At 34.3% G+C, this 24,382-nt stretch carries 17 protein-coding genes; 14 read left to right on the forward strand and 3 right to left on the reverse strand.

Annotated features, from left to right (window positions below):
* Positions 1-197: 197 nt before the first annotated feature.
* On the forward strand, positions 198-1,082 hold the full coding sequence (locus QMO11_RS13640; RefSeq protein WP_282037785.1) for a DMT family transporter: 885 nt from the start codon (positions 198-200) through the stop codon (positions 1,080-1,082).
* 89 nt (positions 1,083-1,171) lie between these two features.
* Here QMO11_RS13640 and QMO11_RS13645 read toward each other — a convergent pair whose 3' ends face one another.
* From QMO11_RS13645 to QMO11_RS13655, 3 genes are all read right to left on the reverse strand, one after another.
* Positions 1,172-2,353 carry a MalY/PatB family protein gene (locus QMO11_RS13645; RefSeq protein WP_282037786.1) on the reverse strand — a complete coding sequence of 394 codons (1,182 nt, stop codon included), beginning with the start codon at positions 2,351-2,353 and terminating at the stop codon, positions 1,172-1,174.
* Positions 2,354-2,494: 141 nt separating this feature from the next.
* Positions 2,495-2,941: a hypothetical protein gene (locus QMO11_RS13650; RefSeq protein ID WP_282037787.1), complete on the reverse strand. Its 447-nt coding sequence runs from the start codon at positions 2,939-2,941 to the stop codon at positions 2,495-2,497.
* Between the two features lie 792 nt (positions 2,942-3,733).
* Positions 3,734-5,614 carry an alpha-1,3-galactosidase-related protein gene (locus QMO11_RS13655; protein WP_282037788.1) on the reverse strand — a complete coding sequence of 627 codons (1,881 nt, stop codon included), beginning with the start codon at positions 5,612-5,614 and terminating at the stop codon, positions 3,734-3,736.
* 315 nt (positions 5,615-5,929) lie between these two features.
* Here QMO11_RS13655 and QMO11_RS13660 point away from each other — a divergent pair, with 315 nt between their 5' ends.
* The 13 genes from QMO11_RS13660 (at position 5,930) to QMO11_RS13720 (ending at position 24,104) form a co-directional block, all read left to right on the forward strand.
* Positions 5,930-6,922 (forward strand): sugar ABC transporter substrate-binding protein, encoded by a 993-nt coding sequence (locus QMO11_RS13660; protein WP_282037789.1) that lies wholly within the window; start codon positions 5,930-5,932, stop codon positions 6,920-6,922.
* Between the two features lie 236 nt (positions 6,923-7,158).
* Positions 7,159-7,812: a tetratricopeptide repeat protein gene (locus QMO11_RS13665; protein WP_075603628.1), complete on the forward strand. Its 654-nt coding sequence runs from the start codon at positions 7,159-7,161 to the stop codon at positions 7,810-7,812.
* Positions 7,813-7,982: 170 nt separating this feature from the next.
* Positions 7,983-9,668, forward strand: a complete 1,686-nt coding sequence (locus tag QMO11_RS13670) for a mechanosensitive ion channel family protein (RefSeq protein ID WP_282037790.1) — start codon at positions 7,983-7,985, stop codon at positions 9,666-9,668.
* A 552-nt stretch (positions 9,669-10,220) separates the two neighbouring features.
* Positions 10,221-11,159 (forward strand): alpha/beta fold hydrolase, encoded by a 939-nt coding sequence (locus QMO11_RS13675; protein WP_282037791.1) that lies wholly within the window; start codon positions 10,221-10,223, stop codon positions 11,157-11,159.
* Between the two features lie 176 nt (positions 11,160-11,335).
* Positions 11,336-12,202: a hypothetical protein gene (locus tag QMO11_RS13680; protein ID WP_282037792.1), complete on the forward strand. Its 867-nt coding sequence runs from the start codon at positions 11,336-11,338 to the stop codon at positions 12,200-12,202.
* A 225-nt stretch (positions 12,203-12,427) separates the two neighbouring features.
* Positions 12,428-12,901 carry a hypothetical protein gene (locus QMO11_RS13685; protein WP_282037793.1) on the forward strand — a complete coding sequence of 158 codons (474 nt, stop codon included), beginning with the start codon at positions 12,428-12,430 and terminating at the stop codon, positions 12,899-12,901.
* Positions 12,902-13,346: 445 nt separating this feature from the next.
* Positions 13,347-14,099 (forward strand): hypothetical protein, encoded by a 753-nt coding sequence (locus QMO11_RS13690; protein WP_282037794.1) that lies wholly within the window; start codon positions 13,347-13,349, stop codon positions 14,097-14,099.
* A gap of 1,220 nt (positions 14,100-15,319) precedes the next feature.
* The gene (locus tag QMO11_RS13695; protein ID WP_282037795.1) at positions 15,320-16,822 is read left to right on the forward strand and encodes a methyl-accepting chemotaxis protein; all 1,503 of its coding nucleotides are present in this window, start codon (positions 15,320-15,322) and stop codon (positions 16,820-16,822) included.
* Positions 16,823-16,949: 127 nt separating this feature from the next.
* Positions 16,950-17,543, forward strand: coding sequence for an alpha-ketoglutarate-dependent dioxygenase AlkB family protein (locus tag QMO11_RS13700; RefSeq protein ID WP_282037796.1), 594 nt, complete (start codon positions 16,950-16,952; stop codon positions 17,541-17,543).
* A 272-nt stretch (positions 17,544-17,815) separates the two neighbouring features.
* Complete coding sequence (locus QMO11_RS13705; RefSeq protein ID WP_282037797.1) at positions 17,816-18,181, forward strand: hypothetical protein; 366 nt, start codon at positions 17,816-17,818, stop codon at positions 18,179-18,181.
* A gap of 231 nt (positions 18,182-18,412) precedes the next feature.
* Complete coding sequence (locus QMO11_RS13710) at positions 18,413-19,681, forward strand: TolC family protein (RefSeq protein WP_282037798.1); 1,269 nt, start codon at positions 18,413-18,415, stop codon at positions 19,679-19,681.
* A gap of 120 nt (positions 19,682-19,801) precedes the next feature.
* Entirely contained in the window at positions 19,802-20,896 is a 1,095-nt protein-coding gene (locus tag QMO11_RS13715; protein WP_282037799.1) for an efflux RND transporter periplasmic adaptor subunit, read from the forward strand.
* A 115-nt stretch (positions 20,897-21,011) separates the two neighbouring features.
* Positions 21,012-24,104 carry an efflux RND transporter permease subunit gene (locus QMO11_RS13720; protein ID WP_282037800.1) on the forward strand — a complete coding sequence of 1,031 codons (3,093 nt, stop codon included), beginning with the start codon at positions 21,012-21,014 and terminating at the stop codon, positions 24,102-24,104.
* The last annotated feature ends 278 nt before the right edge of the window (positions 24,105-24,382 follow it).

The following is a 24,382-nucleotide window of genomic DNA, read 5'->3' on the forward strand; positions in this document are numbered from 1 at the left end:
CATTTATTAAATCTTTATATTCTTTTTATTCAAAAAAAATAGGGCCCCATACCAATACAAACTATATCAAGGTATTATAAAAGCATGATTTTTGGCAAGGTTGAACATTCAATGTAAATGTATATTTGCAAAATTATTCATAGTAAGTAGAGTTTAGGCCAATAGTTAAATACTGCTTTTTTTAATAAAATATTACGTTGAAGAATTCATTACGAAATAGTTTAATCCTTTTACATTTTATTGTATTCATATACGGATTTACAGCAATACTAGGTAAGCTTATTACCTTAGATGCTATACAAATTGTGTGGTATAGAATGCTGTTTGCAATAGTTGGACTTTTCATATACCTACGCTTTAAAAAGCTAGATATTTCAATTAGCAAAAAACAAATTATTAAGCTCTTAGGAATAGGAATAGTTGTAGCGCTGCATTGGATCACATTTTTTCATGCCATTAAAATTAGCAATGTATCTGTAACACTTGGCACACTGTCATCAGGCACATTGTTCGCTAGTATACTAGAGCCCTTGTTCTTCCGAACTAAAATAAAACGATTAGAGGTATTGATTGGTGTTATAATAATTGCTGGCTTATACCTTATATTCAGGTATGAATTACAATATGTAAACGGAATAATTGTTGCGCTTATTTCAACGGTATTGGCTACCACATTCACTATCCTTAATAAATCGTTTACTCACAAAGTTGCCCCGAGTATAATTAGTTTCTATGAAATGATTGGTGGCTTTATTGGCATCAGTTTATATATTGCCTTAAAGGGAAATTTTAATAGCCAATTTTTTGAAGTGAGCACAAACGACTTAGTTTACCTACTTATTTTAGGTATTGTTTGTACTGCATTTGCCTTTGCTGCGAGTGTTGATGTGATGAAGGTTGTATCTGCCTACACGGTAGTACTATCCATCAATATGGAGCCTGTTTACGGAATTATATTAGCCTTTCTATTCTTTGGTGATTCAGAATATATGTCATCAGGTTTTTACCTTGGAACAATAATCATATTATTATCTGTTTTCTGTTACCCGATGTATAAAAAAAGAATTGGCCAAAAGGCATGATGTTTCATCAATGCGCATTTTGACCAATATTGTATTTTTAAAATATTACCGCGAACAACTAGAAGTACTATTTAGCAATAAGTCATAATTTACTTCTTATAAACTTCGTTTCGTACTTTTAGTATTCTATTCAAACCTTCTTCAACCATGGATTTAGGCGAGGCAATATTCATTCTTTGATAACCCTTGCCTTCAGCGCCAAACGAAACGCCATCATTCATGCCCACTTTACCAATTTCAATCATGGCTTTTTTTAATTTAGATTGCGGTAAACCCCAGGCCTTAAAATTAAACCACAATAAATAAGTTGCCTCAGGAACCACGAAGCCCACTTCTGGCATATGTTCTTTAATAAAGGCATCTACCATTAGTATATTTTCTTCTAAGTAAGCTTTCATTTCTTTGAGCCACGCATCACCATTATTATAGGCTGCTTCTAAAGCTACTCCACCAAAAAGATTACCCATGTGCATTTGTAAACCCACTAACCTCTTATGAAACTGTGTTCTCACCTTTTTATCTGTAATTACAGCATATGCCGTTGAAAAACCCGCAATATTAAAGGTTTTACTTGGCGCCATGCAAGTAATTATTTGGTGTGCGTACTCTGGAAATTCATTGGCCAACACAATGTGTTTATTGCCAAATAAGCACAAATCGCTATGTATTTCATCAGATACAATCATTACATCATTGTCTGAACAAATTTTCACGATACGCTCTAGCTCATCACGCTTCCATGCCCTCCCTACAGGATTATGCGGGTTAGAGAAAACAAACATTTTTGTTTTAGGATCTTGAGCTAACTCTTCTAAGTTTTCAAAATCTATATTATAATACCCATCTGTTTCAACTAAAGTATTCTTCAGTAATTCTCTATCATTATCTGTTACTATAGAATAGAAAGGTGGATATACAGGGGTTTGTATAATTATTTTGTCTTCAGGTTTAGTGAATTCATGAATAGTCACAACAATTGCCGGTAATACTCCGGGCGTAAACTCAATGGTTTCATTTCCTACCTTCCAACTATGCATTCTACTGAGCCAAGATGTAATTGAGTTTGAAAAATCATCTTTACGGATTGTATACCCATAAATATCATGATCTACTCTTTGCGCTAAAGCTTCTTGAACTTCCTTTGGAGCTGCAAAGTCCATATCAGCTACCCACAGCGGCAATACTTCGTTTGTGCCAAAATAAGCATCTCGCAAATCTAGTTTATAAGAATCGGTACCCTCTCTATTTATTATCCTATCAAAGTTGTGCATGTTTCAAATATTTTATCCTACAAAAGAACTAAATTACCATTAGATATATAGCATACAAAGGTACTTTATATCCTATTAAAATAGTATAAATAAAAAAAAAGGAGACCTAAGCCTCCTTTACATATCTTAAAAATACTAATGTTATTTAAACAAAAACATCATGCGTCTTTGGGTATCAGGAATACCAATAATATTATTGATATAATCTTGTTTGTTTACAAGCTCTCCTTTTTGAATATAACCTTCGCCAAACGGCATTTCAGTGCCCCAAGAACCTGACATTATTGTTTTTTCAAAATCAGTTACCTTAACAATGGTATGAACCCCTACTGTTATAAAACAACTTGAATATGTTTTTGCCTCATTAAGCGACTCTTTTACATTTTCTTTAGTGAGTACAATTGACTTACTGGCTTGCTCACTTGCTTTTTTGTTGAAACTTGAAATTGGAGAATTTTTACTTAATTCAGCAGCTTCAAAGCTTACTGCTCCTTTTACAAACTCTGCAATAACCTCATCTTTTGCAGATTGAGCATTAATAGATATTGCAATACACATGATTGCTAATACTGATAAAAATTTTCTCATAAGTATAATTATTGTTTATTTAAACTGCGACAAATATAGTATTTTGCTTTTAAGGCAAGCTATAATATAAAGGCCTAATTAAGTTCAAGTTCTGTATTATTTTTAGTGGTAGGTAGAACTTAAAAACATAATATACTGATATTAGATTTGTTACAAATAACTACAACAAACCAATGAACAACAGGGTAAATGCTAATTATTCCATAAATATTTACCAGTTAGCAAGGAAATCATATCTAGCCATTAAATAGGCTACCAATTACACGAGAGTACTATAAATCACTCCCTTAATCACAAATACAATCGGATTAGTATATCATCTACATTTTTATAAAAGACGCTTAACTGATAGGTAAAAGATAGATATCATCATCACATTAAACTCAAAGTAAAGTCATACTAAACTCAATTTAAACGCATATTAAATTCGATTTTTATTGAATTTAATTCAAGTTTACTATAAATTATATATGACTCTAATATTACTATAATACAAGTTTGATAAGACTTAATATACTATAAGGAAGGATTCTCGGGGAATTGGGAATATTGTTGTTAAAACATATGCACACAAACATGTGCTTGGCCCGAAGACGGAGTGTGAGCGATTGAAATGGCATCCTTTGTGAGCCCATTATGGCGAAGCAAAGATATAGTGCAAAGCGCGACCTGCAAGGGCACACCCTAATCACTAGTTAGGTAGAATTGGGATTACAACGAAAAGTAAAGCTATAAAAAAAGCGAGTTACCCAAAATGGATAACTCGCTTAACTTATGTTGTTAAGGTACTTTTTATTTGAACTTTAATTTACCGCTTTTACCATCGGTATGCAAAATTTCTTTAGCATTACCTTTGTAGCTATTCTTTTTGAATACTACATTTATAGACGACTCAACAATAATAGCTGGTCTATCGCTATGAAGCTGTGGAAATGTACGTGAATTTGTTATGGTATTTCCTTCGAATGTAAAACCATCGGTATTCTTAACCTCTAAAATTAAATTATCGTATTGATTAAAGGTGTTGTTGCTAATGGTAATATCTTTAAATGCAATATTCTCATTATCATCGTCGGTTTCTAACTGAATAACTGCTTTACCTTTACTTCCGTGAACACAATCTTGAAACACGTTATTTGTAATAACTAGGTTAGATGCGCTGCCCGATTCGTACCAAAATCCGCTTTCAACAGGAACAAGAATGGCACTCATATGCGTGTGGAAAAAATTATTGGTAACTAAAGTTTTACGAGGCGTTGAAATTAATAAACCACGTGCTCTGTTACCATTAATTTCGCAATCTCTTACGGTAACTTCTGGATACGCATCGAGGTTTTCGATTAAATCACCGGCCTTAATATTAGCTGGCAATTTTTCGTTAAATGTTACCAAATGGTAGCGTCCGTTTAACTTTTGAATTGATTTAAGCGTTAACTTATTATATGGAAAAAACGAATCGCTTAATCGAACTAAACCTATTGTATCGTTAGGACGGCCAATGGAAAACATTTGCTGCTCAAAGTGCCCTACGTGAATTCCGATGGTGTGCTCATCAATAATATCCATCACTTTTTGATAAGTTCCGTGCACGTTAAGAGCATCGTCCATTTGGCAACGCAATTCGCAATTCTTTAATTCCACTTTACCTCTACACCCCACAAAGTGAGTTGCATCTGCTGAGGCACTTAAAACGCGTCCTTTGGCAGGGATAGTGTTAAATCCATCAAGTGTAATATTTTCACTATTCTCGCAAATTAATCCCATTCCACCAGCATGATGAACCGTAACAGATTGTATATTTAAATCATAGGTTCCGGTAACTCTAAATGCAGGAGCAATTCGATTATCGCCTTTTTTACCCTTACTTACTAATACTGCACCAACGGGAGGTACTTCTTTCTTAATTTTACTAAAACGAATAACACCTGGCTTAATCTCCTTCGCATTCATTTTACTTTCAAATCCTAGTCGAGAATGAAAAGGGGTACGAGGATCATTTTCATATTTATAAGATAACTTATCAATATTAAATTGCTTGGCGGTTTTTGAATTGAGCTCTACAGGTAAGTAAGACTCGTTCTTATATAAAATAGCTTCACGCTTAGGATCAAAGAATATACACTGACCAATTGTATGTTCGTAATAAGGGTGTACAAAATGTACTTGCCCATTTCTGATCTCGTAAGGATAATCAGAAGAATACTCAATATCAACTGTTTTTGCTTTTGGATCATTTGCAACTACTGTACCTTCAGAATGGAAAGGGTTCTTCCAATCAACCGATAAATTTTTAACGGTAATATTCTTTCCACCTTCAATGATAAAAGGAATCATTAAACCATGAAAGATAAACTCAGAACCTTGTCCGTCAATGGTAATATTTTCAAAGTCGATTAAAGGAAATGCCGTTCGAGTAACCACATCTTCGTGATTAGAAATGTAACAAAACATCTCTAAAGCTTTTTCAGGATAAAAATGGTAAACCCCTTTTTCAAATTTAATTTCGGTAATACCGTTTTCCTTTGCCAATAGTACCTCTTTTAATACATGGGGACTTGCATCACCCTTTACATCTGTTTTTATTAAAACCGTACTTTTTTCATTAGGATTATTTGCCGAAACCAACAGTGTAAAACCTAAAAACAAAGTTATTACTAAGCTTATATACTTCATGAATTATTTAGTTTTATTTAGAATTATCAAATCACTGCTACAATGATCTAAAAAATACTATAACAAGCTTATTCTATCCGTAATATAATTGTGTCTGCCTGTACACAACACGTGCAAACACATTAATATTACCCTGTAGTTCAAGTAATATACCCACGTTTAGCTTAATCAGCTGGCATTACAAAAAAATAGACAGCTCAACTAAATTTATATTTCAATTGACATAATTATTTCATACCTTAAAGTAGTTCCGAGGCGTTTGCCTGTTCTCCCTTAATAATTGACTTAATACTTCACCTTCTAAAATTTAGTATCATGAAAAGTCTCTCTCAAATTTTAATGCTTAGTCTCTCAATATTTTTATTGAGTTGTGAAATGAAACCTACAATCGGATTTTTAGTTGCCAATTTAGAACAAGAAAGGTGGCAAAAAGATATCGATAACTTTAAAGCCAACGTGGAAGATCTTGGCGGTATTGCTATAGTTGCTGTAGCAGATTCTGATGAAAAAGTTCAATATGAACAAGCCTTAAAAATGATTGCTGATGGCGTTGATGTTTTGGTTGTTGTGCCAGTAAACAGAACCAAGGCTTGTGAAATTGTTAAAACGGCTCACAAAAACAGTATTCCTGTAATTTCTTACGATCGCCTTATTAAAGACTGTAATTTAGACTACTACATTTCTACCGATAATATTGGTATTGGTGAATTACAGGCAAATTACCTCACAAAAATTAAGCCTAGCGGTAAATATGGAATTATTGGTGGTGCAACTACTGATAACAATGCATATTTATTAAAATTAGGCCAAATGAACGTTCTTCAGCCATTAATAGATAATGGGTCTATAGAAATAATATTTGATTCATACACCAAACATTGGAGCATTCATGAAGGGTATGAGATGACAAATAAATATTTGCAAGAATCAGAGGATATTGATGCTATTATAGCTGGCAATGATGATTTGGCATCTGGTGCTATATCGGCATTAAAAGAACACAACCTTGAGGGTAAAGTACTTGTTGCAGGTCAGGATGCAGATATTGAGGCCATTAAAAACATAGTTATCGGAAATCAAACCATAACTATTTATAAGCCTATTGAATCCTTATCATATGCCGCTGCAGATGCTGCTATTAAAATAAGTAAAGGGATAGCTCCAAGCAATGGCAGTGTAACTGTAAATAATGGCAAACGCTTGGTTCCGGCTATTTTATTACAAGCCCAGATTGTGAACAAGCAAAATATTGAAATGACAGTAATCTCAGAAGGGTTTATAAAAAAGGAAGAGATTAAGAAAAGATAGAAGTACACTATTCATTCAATATCAATATATAAGTATATAATAATAAATACCTTAATTTTAATTGGCGGGTGGTACAGATACAATGGCACACTTATTGATTTGTTACCGTGTAATAAATAATGAGTTTATAAACTTACATTTGGTGCGTAATTATAAGTGTTTTTTAAAAAAACTATTATTTTTACGGACTTAAATTTAAACTCTGTAAAAAAACAATTAAAATTAATATTTAAGTTATGAAGTACATTTTATCATTAACATTATTATTATTTACAGTATTAGGTACTACAGTTGCTCAAGATGAGAAGAGTGCTGCAGAATTGAAAAATGAAGGTAATGCTGCTTTAAAAGCAAAAGATTATAAAACAGCATTGGATTCATATGAAGCTGCAATTGCATCATGGGATGCTGAAGGTGAGGAAGTTGACCCTGCAACTGTATACAACACAGCAACGTGTGCGTACAAGTTAAAAATGAATGACAAAGCGTTTAAGTATTATACCACGGCTCAAGAGGCAGGATATAAAGGTGATGCTTGCTATTATTACCAATACAAAATTCATAAAGCCAATGGTAATACAGAGGAAATGACCAAAACATTACAAGCTGGTATTGAAAATTTCCCTAATGGTAAGTATGCTAGTGCAATGAAAAAAGAATTAGCAAAGCCATTAGTTGTTAAAGCTAAAGGTCATTACGAGAAAGCTCAAGCTAAATTAAATGCTAGAACATCTGACAATGCTGATCAATGGCCTGCTTTAAAAGCAGCTTCAGTTGAAGAGTGTGACAAAGCAATTGCTTTTTGTGATGAAGCATTAGCTATTTATGCTAATGACAAAAATGCTAAAGCAATTAAAGCTGGTTGTACTTCTTTAAAGAGTGCAGAATAGTTCTGAACTATAATATTTTAAAAGAGCGTTTAAGTATATCTTAAACGCTCTTTTTTTATGCCTAATATTTTAAAACCAGATATCCACCAAAACCTGCACCACTAGATATTTTGGGAAATAAATGATATATTGATGGTATGTCATTTGAATTCTAATTTACCTAAATCACGATGCATAAATACCTTCTACTACTTTGTTTACTTTTACTACAATATACGAGCAATGCGCAAAGTTCAGATAGCGCTTTTCAAGCGCAATACCAAGCAACCAAAGAGCGTATCAATAAACTAAAGGCAAACAAAGAGGCCTTCCCCGTGGTAATTGAGAGAGATACAGTTTTTAATATCTACGAAAAAGGTTCCTCAAGCTCCATTGCTCAACATGCCCATTTTTGTGCCAATAGATTTAATACCATATTAAAACACGACATCTTTTACAAAGATTCTCTTACTGTTGCTGATAGCCTTAACTACATACTGATAAAATATGGGCACATCACCTTAACGGAGTTTAGCGAAATTACAAAAGAGAAATTAAAAGCCAGTAAAGCAGATATCTCGAAAGGCTATATTAAAAAGATTAGTGCTTACCTTGATAAAGCTCAACCAAAACTATTAAGGGTAAAAATTATAAAAGCAGTGCTATTTGCAGCCCTGTTTATTCTACTTTTCATAGGATTAAAAAGACTCTTTATTTGGACAAAAAAACTGATTAAGCGAAATGACAAATACATCTATAAGCTCACCCGCTTATTTAAAATGTACCGTTTAAAAGAAGAGGATAAAGAAAATGCCATTAATAGCCTTATTAAAGTAATTACCTGGATTTATTATTTCACCGTTGGTTTCCTTATTTATGTAATGCTTCCTGCCTTCTTAAGTATATTTCACTATACTAGCGAAGTTGGTGAACAAGTATTTGGTTATATCATCGATCCTTTTTTCGACTTTTTACAGGTATTTATTGCCTACATCCCTACCCTAATTAAAATTATTATTATACTCATCATATTTAGAGCATTCTTAAAGCTCCTTAATTTCTTTTTTAACGAACTAAAAGGTGGTAACATCAATATAAAAGGCTTTTATAAAGAATGGGCAACACCAACAAGTAATATCATTAAGTTTATCCTTTACGCATTCTTACTCACCATAATATTTCCGTTATTACCAGGTTCAGGTTCTGAAGTTTTTAAAGGAGTAACCGTTTTTGTGGGACTGCTATTATCTCTTGGGTCCACATCCGTTATATCAAACGGATTAAGCGGCATTATCATGACTTATATGCGCCCTTTCAAACTTGGCGATAGAATTGAAGTAGACACCATTACAGGCATTGTTGTTCAGAAAAACTTACTAATTACTAGAGTGAGAACGCCAAAAAACGTGATTATCACTATCCCCAACTCTAAAATACTTTCAGGTCATAGTAAAAACTATACCACAGCAGCCGAACGATCGAACCTTATTATTCATTGTACCATAACAATCGGTTATGATGTGGATTGGCGTATTGTGCATCAATTATTAATAAGCGCTGCAAAAAATACCAATGGCGTTATTGAGCAATCGGGCAAAGAATCTTTTGTACTTCAGAAGAGCTTAGATGATTTTTATGTGGCTTATGAGATAAACGCATACATTGCACAAGCTGATAAGTATATCGGAATTCAATCAGAACTTTACAGAAACATACTTGATGCCTTTAACAAGGCAGATGTAGAAATTATGTCGCCACATTACCAAAGTAACCGAGATGGTAGTGATATTACTATACCAAGCGAGAAGTTTGAAGAAAAGAGTGAAGAGAGTTTAAACATTAATGATAAGATTAATAAGAAAACTGAGGGAGAATAATACGCATTATGATTCCCCTTCTCTCCGACCCTTTTGTAAAACAATTAACATTATAGCTCAACTTATTATTCATTTGCTCACAGAAACTATACACACTTGTATTTAGTATTGATATAAATTAATGCTTAACTCTAAATTTATATTGTTAAACGAATCCTATTCGAGGTATTTTTTCTATTTTCGTTAACTAAAGAAAAACAACAAGTTAAACCCTAACCATGATTATACTGCACAGCGGCTAAAATAGCATCTAAAACTTCATATACTTAGTAGTAGTCAATATTATTTAAAGAGCTGTTTCCACACTCACAATAGTGCTAAATATTCAATACCCTATACACTATAATTGACACATATTATGTATTAAAAAAAGGAAACTATAGTTTACAACTTAATGGTTTGAATTTAGTTCGCAGAAGCTTTTCCTCTGCTGATATAAATAATAAATCTACAATCAAAACAAAGATTTGGCTCTATGATAGTTCGAAGGCTTGCTTTTCAAACCAATCTAAAAGTCATTACACACAATTTATACCCTAAATTAAACAAACAATGAAAAACAAGCGTAAAAAGAGATTTCTGATCATTTTATTAATTATCATATCTCCTGTAGTAGTATTAAAAACCTATTTTGGAGTAGAAAATGCTATTTATGAAAATAGTATTGGAAAGATGAATTTGCAAGATAACCTGATTAATAGTTTGGTGGATAGTAAAGTACTGAATCAAGATGGATATGATTTACACTATTATGTATCGGGCAAAAAAAATAGCGATCTGATTGTGTTTCTACATCCTGCATATTCAGACCATAGGGCATTTGACCAACAGATAGACTTTTTTTCTGAAAATTATCGGATAATAACTATCGATTTAATTGGTCATGGATTATCAAAGACTAATGAGACGCAAGATAAATTAGATGCTTCTTCTAGACACATTGCTGAAATTATTGAACTTGAAGGTTACGATAGTGCTCACTTTGTAGGGGTATCTCTAGGATCATGGATTGCTCAATATTTTGCGCTCAATAATCCCGAAAAGGTAAAGTCGTTAACTGCTCTTGGTGGTTATGATATAAATAAGAAAAGCGACATTAGTGCATCTGTAAATATTGGGATGATTATACGCACAATATTCTCAATTAAATCGCTCAGACAGAAAGCGGCTGAGATGTGCTGTGGAACTGAAAAAGGGAAAGCCTTATTCTATAATACTGCTAGTTATTACGAAAGAAAATCAGCTATGGTTATGCCTGGAATTATAAAAATAATGCAGGATAGAGAAAGAACTGAAACCCGTTTTCGTACGTTAATATTAACTGGTGAATACGACCTTGATTCTAATAAAAAAATGGCGACAGAGTGGGACTCGAAATTAACCAATAGTAAACTATCTATATTAAATGGCGCAGGCCATTGTGCTAATATTGATAAGCCTCAAGAATTTAATGAAATAGTTGAAACATTCTTGAACGAAATCAATAACTAAGTACAGCAATCCGATAAAGCTTAAGCATCAGCTTAAATTAGAAAGTATCGTGGATTCATGCAGTCCTCCAAAATTTCATAACATTAGTAGTTAGGTTGCTATAAAGATTTATACCTATAAATGATGGAATACGGATAAGTTAGCAAGCATTATATCACCTAAATTTATATTAATTAATGAAACCTAATCTTTTAAATATCATCATCATTATATCACTTTTAACTTCGGTATGTCTAGCACAAAAATCAAATTTGACACAAGATGATTTGCTACATATAGAGAAAAAGTATTGTATAATGAACCCTGAATCAACATCTGAAATAATATATGAATACACTGATCGAAAACTAACTAAAAAGAGCAACTATAGCAGATCATATCTATCTAATTATGAAAAAATTGAATATAATGATTATGGATATGAGAAAAAAAGGTGTTATTATAACTATAATGATGAACTTATCTATAAAACCTTGTCGTTTTATGACCATGAAAATATATTATTGGAGAAGAGAAAAACTAATGGAGATAATGAATTAATACTTATAACAGAATATGACGTTTTAGGTAGAATGATTGCAGAAAAATCCTACCGAAATAATGATGCATACGATAACCCATACTCTTACTATCTATACGAGTACATTGAGCAAAACTTAGTTAGTAAATCATATTATTCAGACCATACTCTTAGGTACTCTGAAGAGTACATTTACAACCCTAAAGACCAAATAATTAGACTTAATTATTACTCAAAAAACTTTTTATCAAAGTCTATAATTTACGAGTATGAAGGTATGCAATTGTCTCGTGAGATGACCTATAAAAAATCAAGAGGACTAAAGCTAATTTCAGATAAGAAGTATTATAGAGAAAAGAACCGACTGATTCAGGTTATTGAAAACGGGTTTACCATAAAGCAAAACTATTATGACGAAGGTAGATTGATACGAAGTGAGAATCATTATCTTAAATCTTTTGGTCCTGAAAGACCTCCTGGTAATTGCGACTACATAGTTGAATACAAATACTATAAAAAATGATCGCTTAAAATCTATGAAACAACAAACGTCAGCTTAAATTTGAAAATATCGTGGATTCATGCAGGCCACCAATATTTTCATTTGTATCCAGAAAGGAGTAAGTTTAAACAATAATAAAAATGTTGGCTCTGTGTTGGTTTGGTGGTTTGCTTTTAAAAACGCTTACAGCTTCATCTAGATCAACGTTGTATTTAATGCAAAAATAAAACCTGAAATACCTTAATTATGAAAAACAAGAAAACGATTATCAGCATTTTTATCTTTATTTCAATAATAGTATTATTGGACTTGACTTTGAAAATAAAATATCATGAAAATGATTTTTATGAGATATCAAACTTAAAGTTGAGTGATTCAATTATGGTTGAATCTGGTCAGATATTTATTGGGAAGAATATTCAAGGAGAAATAGAAGCTGTTATATTCCCAACCAAATATTTAGAAAACGGAAAAGAAGAAAGTGTTGAATACGTCTATATGCGTTTTTATCCAGAATGGTTTAACCTACATCTAAGTTCTATTATTTCAGATACAGGAAAAACAATTTCACCATCACTTAACGACGTGAAAAATATTCATGAAGAAAACTTTAGGAATTATATGCATATCAATAGATATCCGGTTGTAAAAACGGATTATGTACCTATAGTGATTAAAAAGAAAAATTGCATAGAAAAACAAATATTTGCTTATAATTAAGAAAAGCCTTAGACACATCAATCTGGAATAGATTAGAAAGTATTGTGGATTCATACAGGCCATCAATATTTTCATTTGTATTCAGAAAGCATTAAGTAATAAAAATATTGGCTCTGTGGTGGTTTGGTGGTTTGATTTTCAAACCAATCTGAGCCCCCTCTACCACTCCTCATTGAGTGCCGCTTATGGTCACATACCTATACATAATTTAGCATTGTTATAAAATAAGGCACCAACTTAAACTAGAAACAATAAACTAGTGCTCAAAGGCTTATTTTTCCTATTTTCGACATGCATAGAAAACAATATCTAAAAACCCTAACCATGATTATACTGCACAGCGGCTAAAATAACAATCGAAATTTCATAACATTAGGAGTTGATTTATACCCATAAATGATGGGATACAGATAAGTTACAGGGCATTAAAAAAAAGATACTACATATGAATAAAATACTTACAATATTCCTATTATTAATAATCAGTTTTAATTGCTATTCGACTGAACAGTTGTCGGATTTGTTAATAATTGAAAGTGATACAATCTATTTGAAATCGTTTCCTCTTGAAAAGCTTGAATTTGAAAAAAAGCCTTTTTCGTATGGAGAATTTAACTTCCCTCACACAGGTTGCTGGCGAGGATATTGTGCCACATGGAAAATCATTGACAATAAACTTGCATTGATTAAAGTTGTGAAAGTTGACTCAACAAACCAAGAATTGAACATCGAGGATTACTTTAAGCAAAATAATTATTCCTTAAAAATCGTAAATGGATATGTACATGCAGATTGGTTTAGCGCAAAACTTTTGATTTATTCAGCACCGAGTTATTATAGATATGCTGGATTGTATCTTGAAGAGGAATATGAATGGACAAAAAATAAAAATAATGTACAATTGATATTTGAAAACGGAATTTTAAAAGAAAATAATATTATCGGATTTGACTCTTTCAAAATCGGTGACAAATTAAGTTATGATTTTAGTCATTTTCCACCTGGATTGATTAAAAAGGAATCTGTGAATCTGAAAGCAACAATCATAGAACCGAGAACTGATATGGTTTTAATTAGTATAGATTCTTATGATACTGAAAAGAAAAAGGAAGTTGTGCAGATAAGAAAGTTTTTTGGAAATATGGTGGATACAGATACTATACTGATTAACCCAAGGTACTGGGAAAAAGTAGAATAACGCCCTGTAATCGAGTAGAGCGCCGCTAGACTATTTGCCTAGCGGAGACCCTCTCACAACAACGTACGTACGATTCTCGTATACGACATTTCTTTACATCATGGGGAACAATGTATTTTCTTTGATAGTAAAGAAGAAGTCATTTTATTGTACTTTGAAGGCAAAAAGATATAAAGACGCAAGAGTCCTCTACCCTCTAATTCTTAATATATATTTCCTTAAGCTTAAAATATATTAGCTCCTCCTCCGCATACAAAAACTCCTACTTAAAATACATCATCTTGCCTTCCGTACATATTTTCTCCTGTTTAATATATATTTTCTCTAGTTCCGCAAACATTATCTCAAGTTCAAAATACACTACCTCCATCTCCGCATACATAAACTCCTACTTAAAATACATAATCTCGTCTTCCGTATATATTTTCTCTTGTTTAATATACATTTTCTCTTCTTCCGCATACATTTTCTCATTTTTACAGGATGAAGTTGTTTAAAGTTGTCTGGAAATTTCGAGAGTGACATATTAGTTTTCAGTGGCAAGGCTCAATTTTTATTGCATAGCCTTAGCTACGGAATAAAAATTAGCAGAAGTCAATGAAATCAAGATGTTACTCGCAGTTTTTCAGCACGACTTTAAACAACTTCTATACATTAAAGCCATGCTAACCTATTATAAGATGCTGTATTATAAAAACAAATTAGTGAGCTTAGCGATGTAGGCAAACTAGTTTGGAAAGGGCAAAAACAAAGCTTTTTATAAGGAGTATCATATTTATGGTAACATTAAATCGATGATTGAGGAGAGTGAAATAGTGGAACCTATTATTATCATAAAGAGCTTATTTTATTTGAAGTTGGGGATCAGAAAATTGAAATTGGTAAATGGAAGCAAGCTTTTAATGATAAAAACCTCTATACCTTATTAAAAAGAACAGTCAAGTAAACAGATATTAGGGGAAGCAGTCTAGCCATAAGTCCTCAATCAGAATCAACCCAACTGTGCTCAATTAACACTATTTATCCAACACACCCCCTCTAAATAAAATCAACCCACATTAATTACACCTATTCTATTAAAGCACACCCCTTAATAGGCATGCATACCCCACAAACAATAAGTTAAGGAAGGTTAAATAGAAAACTCCACATAGCCTAAACAATATTAATATATTATCATTGGGGCTCGATTATAAGCTCATGCAATCTTCAATCTATTTATGAATACAGTAAAAATAAACACCAAACTAAATGGTTTAATTGCCGGTATATTATTAATTACCTTAATACTAGGTGCTAAAGGAATTTTCGACCTCGGCAAGGTTAATGAAGGCGTTAACAATATGTACTTTCAACGTATTGAGCCGCTACAAAACTTAAAAAAAGTATCAGACACCTACGCCATTAATGTGGTAGATATTTCGCATAAGGTATTGCATGGCCTAATGACTTGGGAAGTGGCTGTAAAAGAAATGGACGAGGCTACAATTGTGGTTACTGATAATTGGAACGCCTATATGGAGATACCTAAATATGGTGTTGAAAAAGAATTGTGCGATAAAGCTATTGCGCAACGTAAAATATCAAAGCGTACTTACTTTAAGCTTCTGGATATACTCAAAAAGGGAGAATCAGAAGCCAATATTAAGGACTTAGATTTACTGATAAAAGAAGATTTATACCAAACCATTGACCCTTATACCGCAATAATTGGCGATTTAATTAGCATGCAATTAAATAAGGCGGATACCATCAGAAAGGAATCTGATATTGTATTTAACGAAACCAAATACAGCTCGGTTATTTTAGTTGTTATCGCATTTATTGTATCCATTGTGGTTTCTCGCATCATTATTCGTTCCATTACCAAACAACTAGGTGGAGAGCCAACTGAGGTGGAGTATATTGCCACTAAAATAGCAAAAGGTGAGCTAGACTTTCAATTACCTGAAAATAGAGTTGGTGCAATGAATTCTCTTGCACAAATGACCATTGAGCTTAAACGCATCATTGGCAATATTAGAAGTGGTGCCGATAATATTTCCAAAGCAAGTCAGGCTGTTAATAGCGGAATTCAACAAATTTCGCAAGGAGCCAATCAGCAAGCTGCATCCACCGAGGAGGTATCTTCATCGATGGAAGAAATGGGCTCAAACATATCGCAGAATAATATGAATGCCCTAAAAACGCAAGAATTCGCGAGGCAATCGTCACAATCAATTACTGCGGTAAAGTCGGCATCTGAAAAAAGCCTAAGTGCGGTAGAAAATATCAATCAAAAAATAGTAGCTATATCAGGTATAGCTGAACAAACCAACATATTAGCGCTAAATGCTTCTGTTGAAGCAGCACGTGCTGGTGAGCAAGGTCGCGGTTTCTCAGTAGTGGCAGCAGAAGTGCGCAAATTAGCCGAGCGCAGTCAACAAACGGCTAAAGAAATTATTGAAATTGCCAACGAAGGAAGTGCTTTAAGCATCGAATCGAACGATCAATTGGTTTCTATTATCCCTAATGTGTTAGAAACCTCAAACTTGGTTGAAGAGATTTCTACTTCTAGTCAGGAACAAACTACGGGTGTAGATCAGGTGAACTCGGCAATTCAACAACTTAGTATGATTACGCAACAAACCGCGGCTTCAGCAGAAGAGATTGCAGGTAGTGCCGAGCAAATGGCATTTGAAGCCAAAGAGTTAGAAGAGATTACGCACTTTTTTAAACTCTAATACCAAAGGCATTATTATTTGATGGTGTTTTTGGTATAAAAAGCCTTACCCAGGCGCAAATAATTATAGTGGCAAAACAAATTGCTTTTGTACCTTTGCGGCTCATTGCATAATAAAGCAACAACTAATGGAAGCTGAAAAATCAGAAAAGTGGGTAAGCATCAATAACGGAGAATACCTTTATATACCAAAGTTTTTTACAAAGATTGAGGGCAACGAATTATTGAAAAATCTGCTTGAGGAAATTGAGTGGAAGCAAGAATCGAAAACCATGTATGGTAAAGAAACCATTGCCCCTAAGCTATCGGCCCGATGTGGCGATGTAAATAAGAGCTACTCCTATAATGGTGAAACGCGCCATCCACAAGCCTTAAGCGATAGTATTTTATCGATAAAAGAGCGCATCGCTTCAGTGACTGATATCGATTTTAATAGCGTATTGTTAAATCAGTTTCGTAACGAAGCCGATTCTACCTACTGGCAAACCGATGCCGCTAACGAGCTGGGTGAAAACCCCACTAATGTATATGTGAATTTGGGTGCCACACGTAAATTTCAGTTCCGCCACAGAGATAAAAAAGGCAGCTTTGATATTAACCTAACGCACGGAAGCATACTAATAACCCGTGGCGAATTACAGCACTTTTGGGTGCACCAAGTAGCCAAATCGAAAAAGAAAGTAACGCCTTGTGTGAACCTTACTTTTAGAAGGATATTATAAGCGAACCACCTCTGGGCAAGCCCAGAGGCTTCACTCACGGCACAGTAATGTAGAGATAAAAGCTTTTGACCCAATTGTAAACTTATTTCAAACCTTCATACATCTAATATGATGATTTGAAGAACAAGGCAAGCCACCTAACGATTATATTTTAAAACCTTAAGAAAATTCATTTAAAAACAAGTAACAATTGGCTTAATATTTGACAATGTATTTTGCAAATATTTATTATGTTTGTTCAATAGAAAAATAAACAACGCTTCTAATTATTCATGAGAACACTGAAAGAACATAGTATATTAACCAAAGTAGTTTTTTGGTTTGTGCTTGTTTTATCGATCAACAATTTGTTGAATATCGATGATCAGGAGATTGCAGGTGCTCAAGAAATTAATAGAATAGAAAGTTTTGTGGAGCTAATCGCAAATTTAATTCATAGCGATAATGAGTTAAATGATTACCCCGACGAGATGGAAGATTCATCGCAGTTTGCCCCAGTAATTCATAGTTACACTATGAATATTATAGATATTAAAATTGAAGCCCCATTGGTTCAAGAAATCAATTTTAGAGAGCTTTCTTCTTTTTATTCATTCGATTTACCCTTACCCAAATCACCTCCACCTAAATTGGTATAATTCGTTTTATTGAAGGCCCTTTTTACAGTGTGTTTATTTTTAAATACAGTGTGAATTAAATATGCGCGCTCATAAAACAAATTCCTAAGGGCATTTACTGTCCAATTTAGTTTTTATCAATACTATAAATCAGGATTGTACAAAAATATAAAGTTACGGAAGGTTCTCTATTCGAGTATACTTCAATTGCTTTAGTACATCCTTGTATTTATTATTATACCAATTATTATCATGCAAAAAATAGTATGTGTAGTGCTGTTACTTTGTGCCTTTCAGTTTACCAAAGCACAAACAAAACAGCCAATAACTATGCAGCAAGCCGAGCACTTATTTTTAGAGCAGAACCTTGAGCTTGTAGCAGAAAAATACAACATAAAAATGGCCGAAGCAGAGCGAATTCAAGCACGCTTATGGCCAAATCCCGAAGTGGGCATCGAATGGGCTTTGTGGGACTACGAAGACAAAAAATGGTTCAGAAACGATTATTATGCCCAACGTGTATTCGAAGTATCGCAGCTTATTGAACTTGGCGGAAAACGTAAAAAAAGAACTGCAGTAGCAGATATAGATATCGAAATTTCTGGGCTGGATTTTTACGAAGCCATTAGAAATTTAAAAACGGAATTACGTTCGCTCTATGCGGATACCTATTATCTAAATCAGCGTAAAAACAGAATGGAGCAAGGAATGAATCAGTTAAGCGATTTATTACAAGGCTATACTAAATTATACCAAGCAGGTAATTTCTCCAAGGTTGAATTGGTTCGTTTGCGTTCTTTATTAAGTTCGCTAAAAAAAGAAGTACTCACTATTGATCACGAATTAATTGAAGCAAATAGTAGTTTACGTATTCTACTAAATGCACCAAGTAATGTCGAATTTGAACTATCGTTAGATCAAAGTGAGGCTAATGTAAAATTCTCAGAGTCGCTAAAGCTGATGGAGCTGATGCAAATGGGCTTAGAGCATCGTTCCGATTATCAGGTTGAAGTAGCTTTATCTCGTATGGCTAGTGCCGAAATTTCGTTGAGTAAATCGGAAGCTGTGCCCGATTTAGACTTAGGAGTAATGTACGACAGAAGAGGTGCTGAGCAATGGGATTATGTAGGTCTTACCTTAGGTTTTGATTTGCCGGTTTTTAATCGCAACCAAGGCGATATATTAAAAGCAAAAATCAGTAAAGAACAAGCTGAAGTCAATATTCAGAAAGCAAAAAATCAGGTGGAATCAGAAATTTTAGAAGCCTATTCTAAATTACAAAAAACAGAATTGGTTTGTGAAGATATCGAATCTTCTCACCTTTCCGATTTGGATGAAATGATTGATGGCGCCATAAAGGGTTTTCAAAAACGAAACCTAAGTATAATAGAGTTTATCGATTATTTTGAAGCGTATAACGAAAGTGTGGAAGATTATTTTGATATGAAAATTCAATTATTTAATGATGTGGAGATGATAAACTATACTGTGGGTATGGATTACTCTAGCAAGTTAAATTAACACTGAATCACTTTTGATATTTTATAAAATAGAACAAGGTCGTTTGTAATACAATCACTTTAGATGATTGTAGATAAAGCAATAAACGACCCAATAAACACATTACTACAAATAAAACAGATGAGAACAATTATATCATTTGCGCTAGCAGCCACTTTGTTTGCCTGTGCTGAAGCCCCAAAAACAGCTGAGAAAAACAATACGTTTTTAACCGAAAAAATGGAACAGTTAATCACCGTTTCAAAAACAGAATCAAGTATTGGTATCAATAATATAAAATTAAATGGTAAGGTAAGTGCTGTTGAGGATGCGCGCATAGATATCCCTGCCATTGTAAGCGGAAAAGCGATTAAGGTATTGGTAAGCAGAGGCGACCAAGTTAAAAAGGGCGACGTGTTAGCCATTATTCGTTCAACAGAAGTGGCTGAACTGAAAAATGAATTAATTACGGCTCAAAATACCTTAATCAGAGAAAAAAGCGAATATGCAGCAGCGCTTGATTTATTTGAGTCGGGTTTATTATCAAACCTTGAGATGAATACAGCCGAGGGGGAATTAAAAATTGCGCAATCCGAATTAAATAGCATCGAACAACGTATGGCAATTTTAGGCGATAGCAGTGGCGATACGTATAAAGTAATGGCTCCAATTAACGGAATTATAGAAGCACGTAACATTAATAGTAATTCTTTTGTAACTGAGGATTTAGACGAACCAATGTTCACCATCACCAACCTCGATCAAATATTGGTTGAGCTCAATATTCCAGAATCGAGTATTCGTTATATCAGCGAAGGTTTAAGTGTTACTATGAAATCACTATCCTACCCTGATTTAAATTTTGAGGGCGAAATAAGTAGGGTTGTTCGCGTTCTAAATCCCGACTCTAAGGTATTAAAAGCTAAAGTTATACTTGATAACAACAATCAATTATTACTTCCTGAAATGTTTTTAGAGGCGGTGGTTTCTGTTCAATCAGAAACTGAGCTATCTGTTGTACCATCTGAAGCAATTGTATTTAGCGAGGGCGCTGATTATGTTGTGGTAAAAACAGGGCACGATAAGTTTGAAAATAGAGCCGTTGAAGTTTGGAGCAAAAACGACGGTAAAGCATTCATTAAAAAAGGAGTAACGATAAACGAAGAAGTGGTAAGTACGTATCCTCTATTAATTTTTAGCGAGCTTGAAAACAGAGCCAAATATGGCGAATCTTAAATTCAAGCACATATTAGTAGAGTAAAAACATTATGTATTTAGTGCTAGGCTTAAGTTTTTTATACCCAATGGTATAAATATTTCAGCATGCACTTCATCGTTAAAAATATATATTATGAAATCGTTAGTACAAAGTATTATAGCGTTCTCTTTAAACAATCGCTTTTTCATTTTTCTGATGACGGCGGTATTGATTATTACAGGAGTATACAGCTATACACAAACCCCTATAGAAGCTTTTCCTGATGTAATTAACCCTAAGGTTCGTATTATTTCGCAGTGGCAAGGTAGAAGTGCCGAGGAAATTGAAAAATTTGTTTCTCTGCCAGTTGAAATAGAGCTAAATGCCATACCCGGTAAAACCAATGTTCGTTCGGTATCCCTATTTGGTTTATCGGTTGTAACCATATCTTTTGGCGACGATATGGATGAGTTTAAGGCACGTCAGTTGGTTATGAATGGTATGGCTAACCTCGATTTACCCGATGGCGTTGATGTTGAAATGGAACCATCAAGCGGACCAACGGGCGAAATATTTCGCTACGTGTTAGAGTCTAAAACCAAAAGCGTACGCGAGTTAAAAACCATTCAGGATTGGGTGGTGGAACGTCAGTTACGTTCAGTAAGTGGTGTGGCCGATATTGTTAGTTTCGGTGGCGAAGTTAAAATTTACGAGGTGGCTGCCAATCCGGTTGCCATGGCCAAGTACGATGTAACAGCCGTTGAATTGTTTGAAGCACTTGAAAACAGCAATGTAAATGTTGGTGGCGATGTAATTCAGAAAAACGGACAGGCATTTGTTGTGCGTGGTATTGGTTTGCTCGAAAATATCGAAGAAATCGAAAACGTTATTGTTGATAATATTGATGGCACACCTATCCTGGTTAAAGATCTTGGAAAAGTACACGAAACGCACGCCGAGCGCTTGGGTATTGTTGGGTTAGATGATAACCCCGATATGGTGCAAGGCATTGTGGTAATGCGCAAAAACGAAAATCCAGGTATTGTTATTGATGCTTTAAAAAATAAAATTGCCGACTTAAATGAGCGCGTGCTCGATGAAGACGTTAAAATTGTTACTTTTTACGATAGAGACGAACTAATTACCTTTACAACCAACACCGTATTAAAGAATCTATCCGAAGGAATTTTCTTTGTGGTGATTTTTGTTTTGCTATTTATGGCCAATTGGCGTACTACTTTAATGGTGGTAATTATCATTCCCTTATCGCTTTTATTTGCCTTTGTAATGATGCGCTTCAAAGGTATGTCGGCCAATTTACTTAGTTTGGGGGCCATTGATTTTGGTATTATTGTAAATGGAGCCGTGGTAATGGTAGAAGGGCTTTTTGTAATGCTCGATAAACATGCCAAACGCTTGGGAACAGAAAAGTTTAATAAATTATCTAAACTCGGCCTGATTAAGAAAAAAGGATCAGAATTGGGTAAAAGCTTATTTGCCTCTCAGTTGGTTACCATAATTGCTTTGGTGCCTATTTTTGCCTTTCAAGAGGTTGAGGGTAAAATGTTTTCTCCATTGGCTTATACCTTTGGTTTTGCATTATTGGGTGCCTTAATATTAGCATTAACATTAGTGCCTGTAATGGTAAGTGTGCTATTGCGTGTTAATGTGCGCGAACGCGATAATATGTTTGTGCGTTTTATGCAAAAAAGAACCTATGGTGTTTTTGAATTGGCCTATCGCAACAAAGTAAAAACCGTAATTATTACAGGTATTGCCTTGGTAGCTTCTTTGGTTGGAGCTTCGCAAATTGGTACGGAGTTTTTACCACAACTTAACGAAGGAGCCATATATGTACGTGCCATGATGCCTATGAGCACCGGTTTAGATCAGTCGTACGAAATGACCCAGAAAATACGTGCCGATTTACGCAGTTTCCCTGAGGTAAAAAGTGTGCTTTCGCAAACAGGTCGTCCTAACGATGGAACAGATCCAACGGGTTTCTTTAATATCGAATTTCATGTGGAGCTTTTACCACATAACGAGTGGGAACGAGACGTAAGCAAAGAGGAATTAGTGGAGGAAATGAATGCAAAATTAGACCAATATCAAGGTATCGGATTTAATTTTTCGCAGCCCATTATGGATAATGTAGAAGAGGCAGTTTCTGGTGTAAAAGGTTCATTGGCGCTTAAAATATTTGGTAACGATTTGGTAGAGTTGGAAGATTACGCTTTACAAGCTCATAATATTTTAAATGGTATTGAGGGTGTTACCGATTTAGCCATCGTACCATTAATGGGTCAGCCCGAAATGCGCATTAAACTCGATGAGCAAAAAATGGCTTTATATGGCGTAACAGCTGCTGATGCAAACTCGGTTATTGAAATGGCCATCGGCGGAAAAGCCGCAACCGAATTATACGAGGGAGAGAAAAAGTTTGATATCCGCTTACGTTACCAAAAAGATTATCGCAGCGACGAGAAAGATTTGGGTAACATTATGGTGCCTACTTTAAACGATACGCGAATTGCCCTAAAGGAGATTGCTGATATTAGTACCACAACCGGACCGGCTTTTATACACCGTTCCGATGGTGAGCGTTTTATAGCCATTACCTTCTCGGTGCGTGGTCGCGATTTAGGAGGAACAGTTAAAGAAGCCCAAGAAAAGTTCGACGATCAAGTAAACTTAAAAGCCGGCATGCATGTAGCTTGGAATGGCGAGTTTGAGAATCTTGAACGTGCTCAGAAACGTTTGGCTCAAGTAGTACCATTGGTATTTCTGCTTATCTTTTTAGTGTTATACAGTACTTTTAGCCATGCTGGCGATGCGGGATTGGTAATGCTAAATACGCCTTTTGTATTAATCGGAGGTATCTTCGGATTATTCTTTATGAATATCAACTTTAGTATATCGGCAGGCGTTGGTTTTATTGCTCTGTTTGGTATTAGTGTGCAGAATGGTGTAATTCTGATATCTAAGTTTAAAGAAAACCTGAAGGACGGACTTAGTTTAGATGATTCTATTAAAGATGGTGTTCGCGAGCGTATCCGCCCAGTATTAATGTCGGCTAGTACCGATTTTATAGGTTTAGTTCCTGCTACCTTATCAACAGGCATCGGTTCTGAATCGCAAAAACCATTAGCAACAGTAATTGTATGGGGAACGGTATCGGCAACGGTACTTACCTTGTTTGTGTTTCCTATAATATTTAGATATTTCTATCGTAATAAAGCAAAATAGAATATTTATAAACTGAAGTTGTTTAAGGTTATAGATGAATTACGAGAGTAGTGAATTATAACAAAAAACACATAAAACAAGAAAGCCGCACTTAAAAAATGCGGCTTTGTTGTTTGCAATAATGCCAACTACACAGTGAACTACCTCGGGGCAAGCCCAGAGGCATCCTTCAAAAAAGAACAGCTTCGCTGTTCTCTTTACAAACGCAAGAGCGAGGCAAGCCTCGGGGAATTAAACCCGAATAAGATTAAAACACTACAGCTTAGCACAAAACTGAA

Source organism: Saccharicrinis aurantiacus, from assembly GCF_947489045.1.
GTDB lineage: Bacteria > Bacteroidota > Bacteroidia > Bacteroidales > Marinilabiliaceae > Saccharicrinis > Saccharicrinis aurantiacus.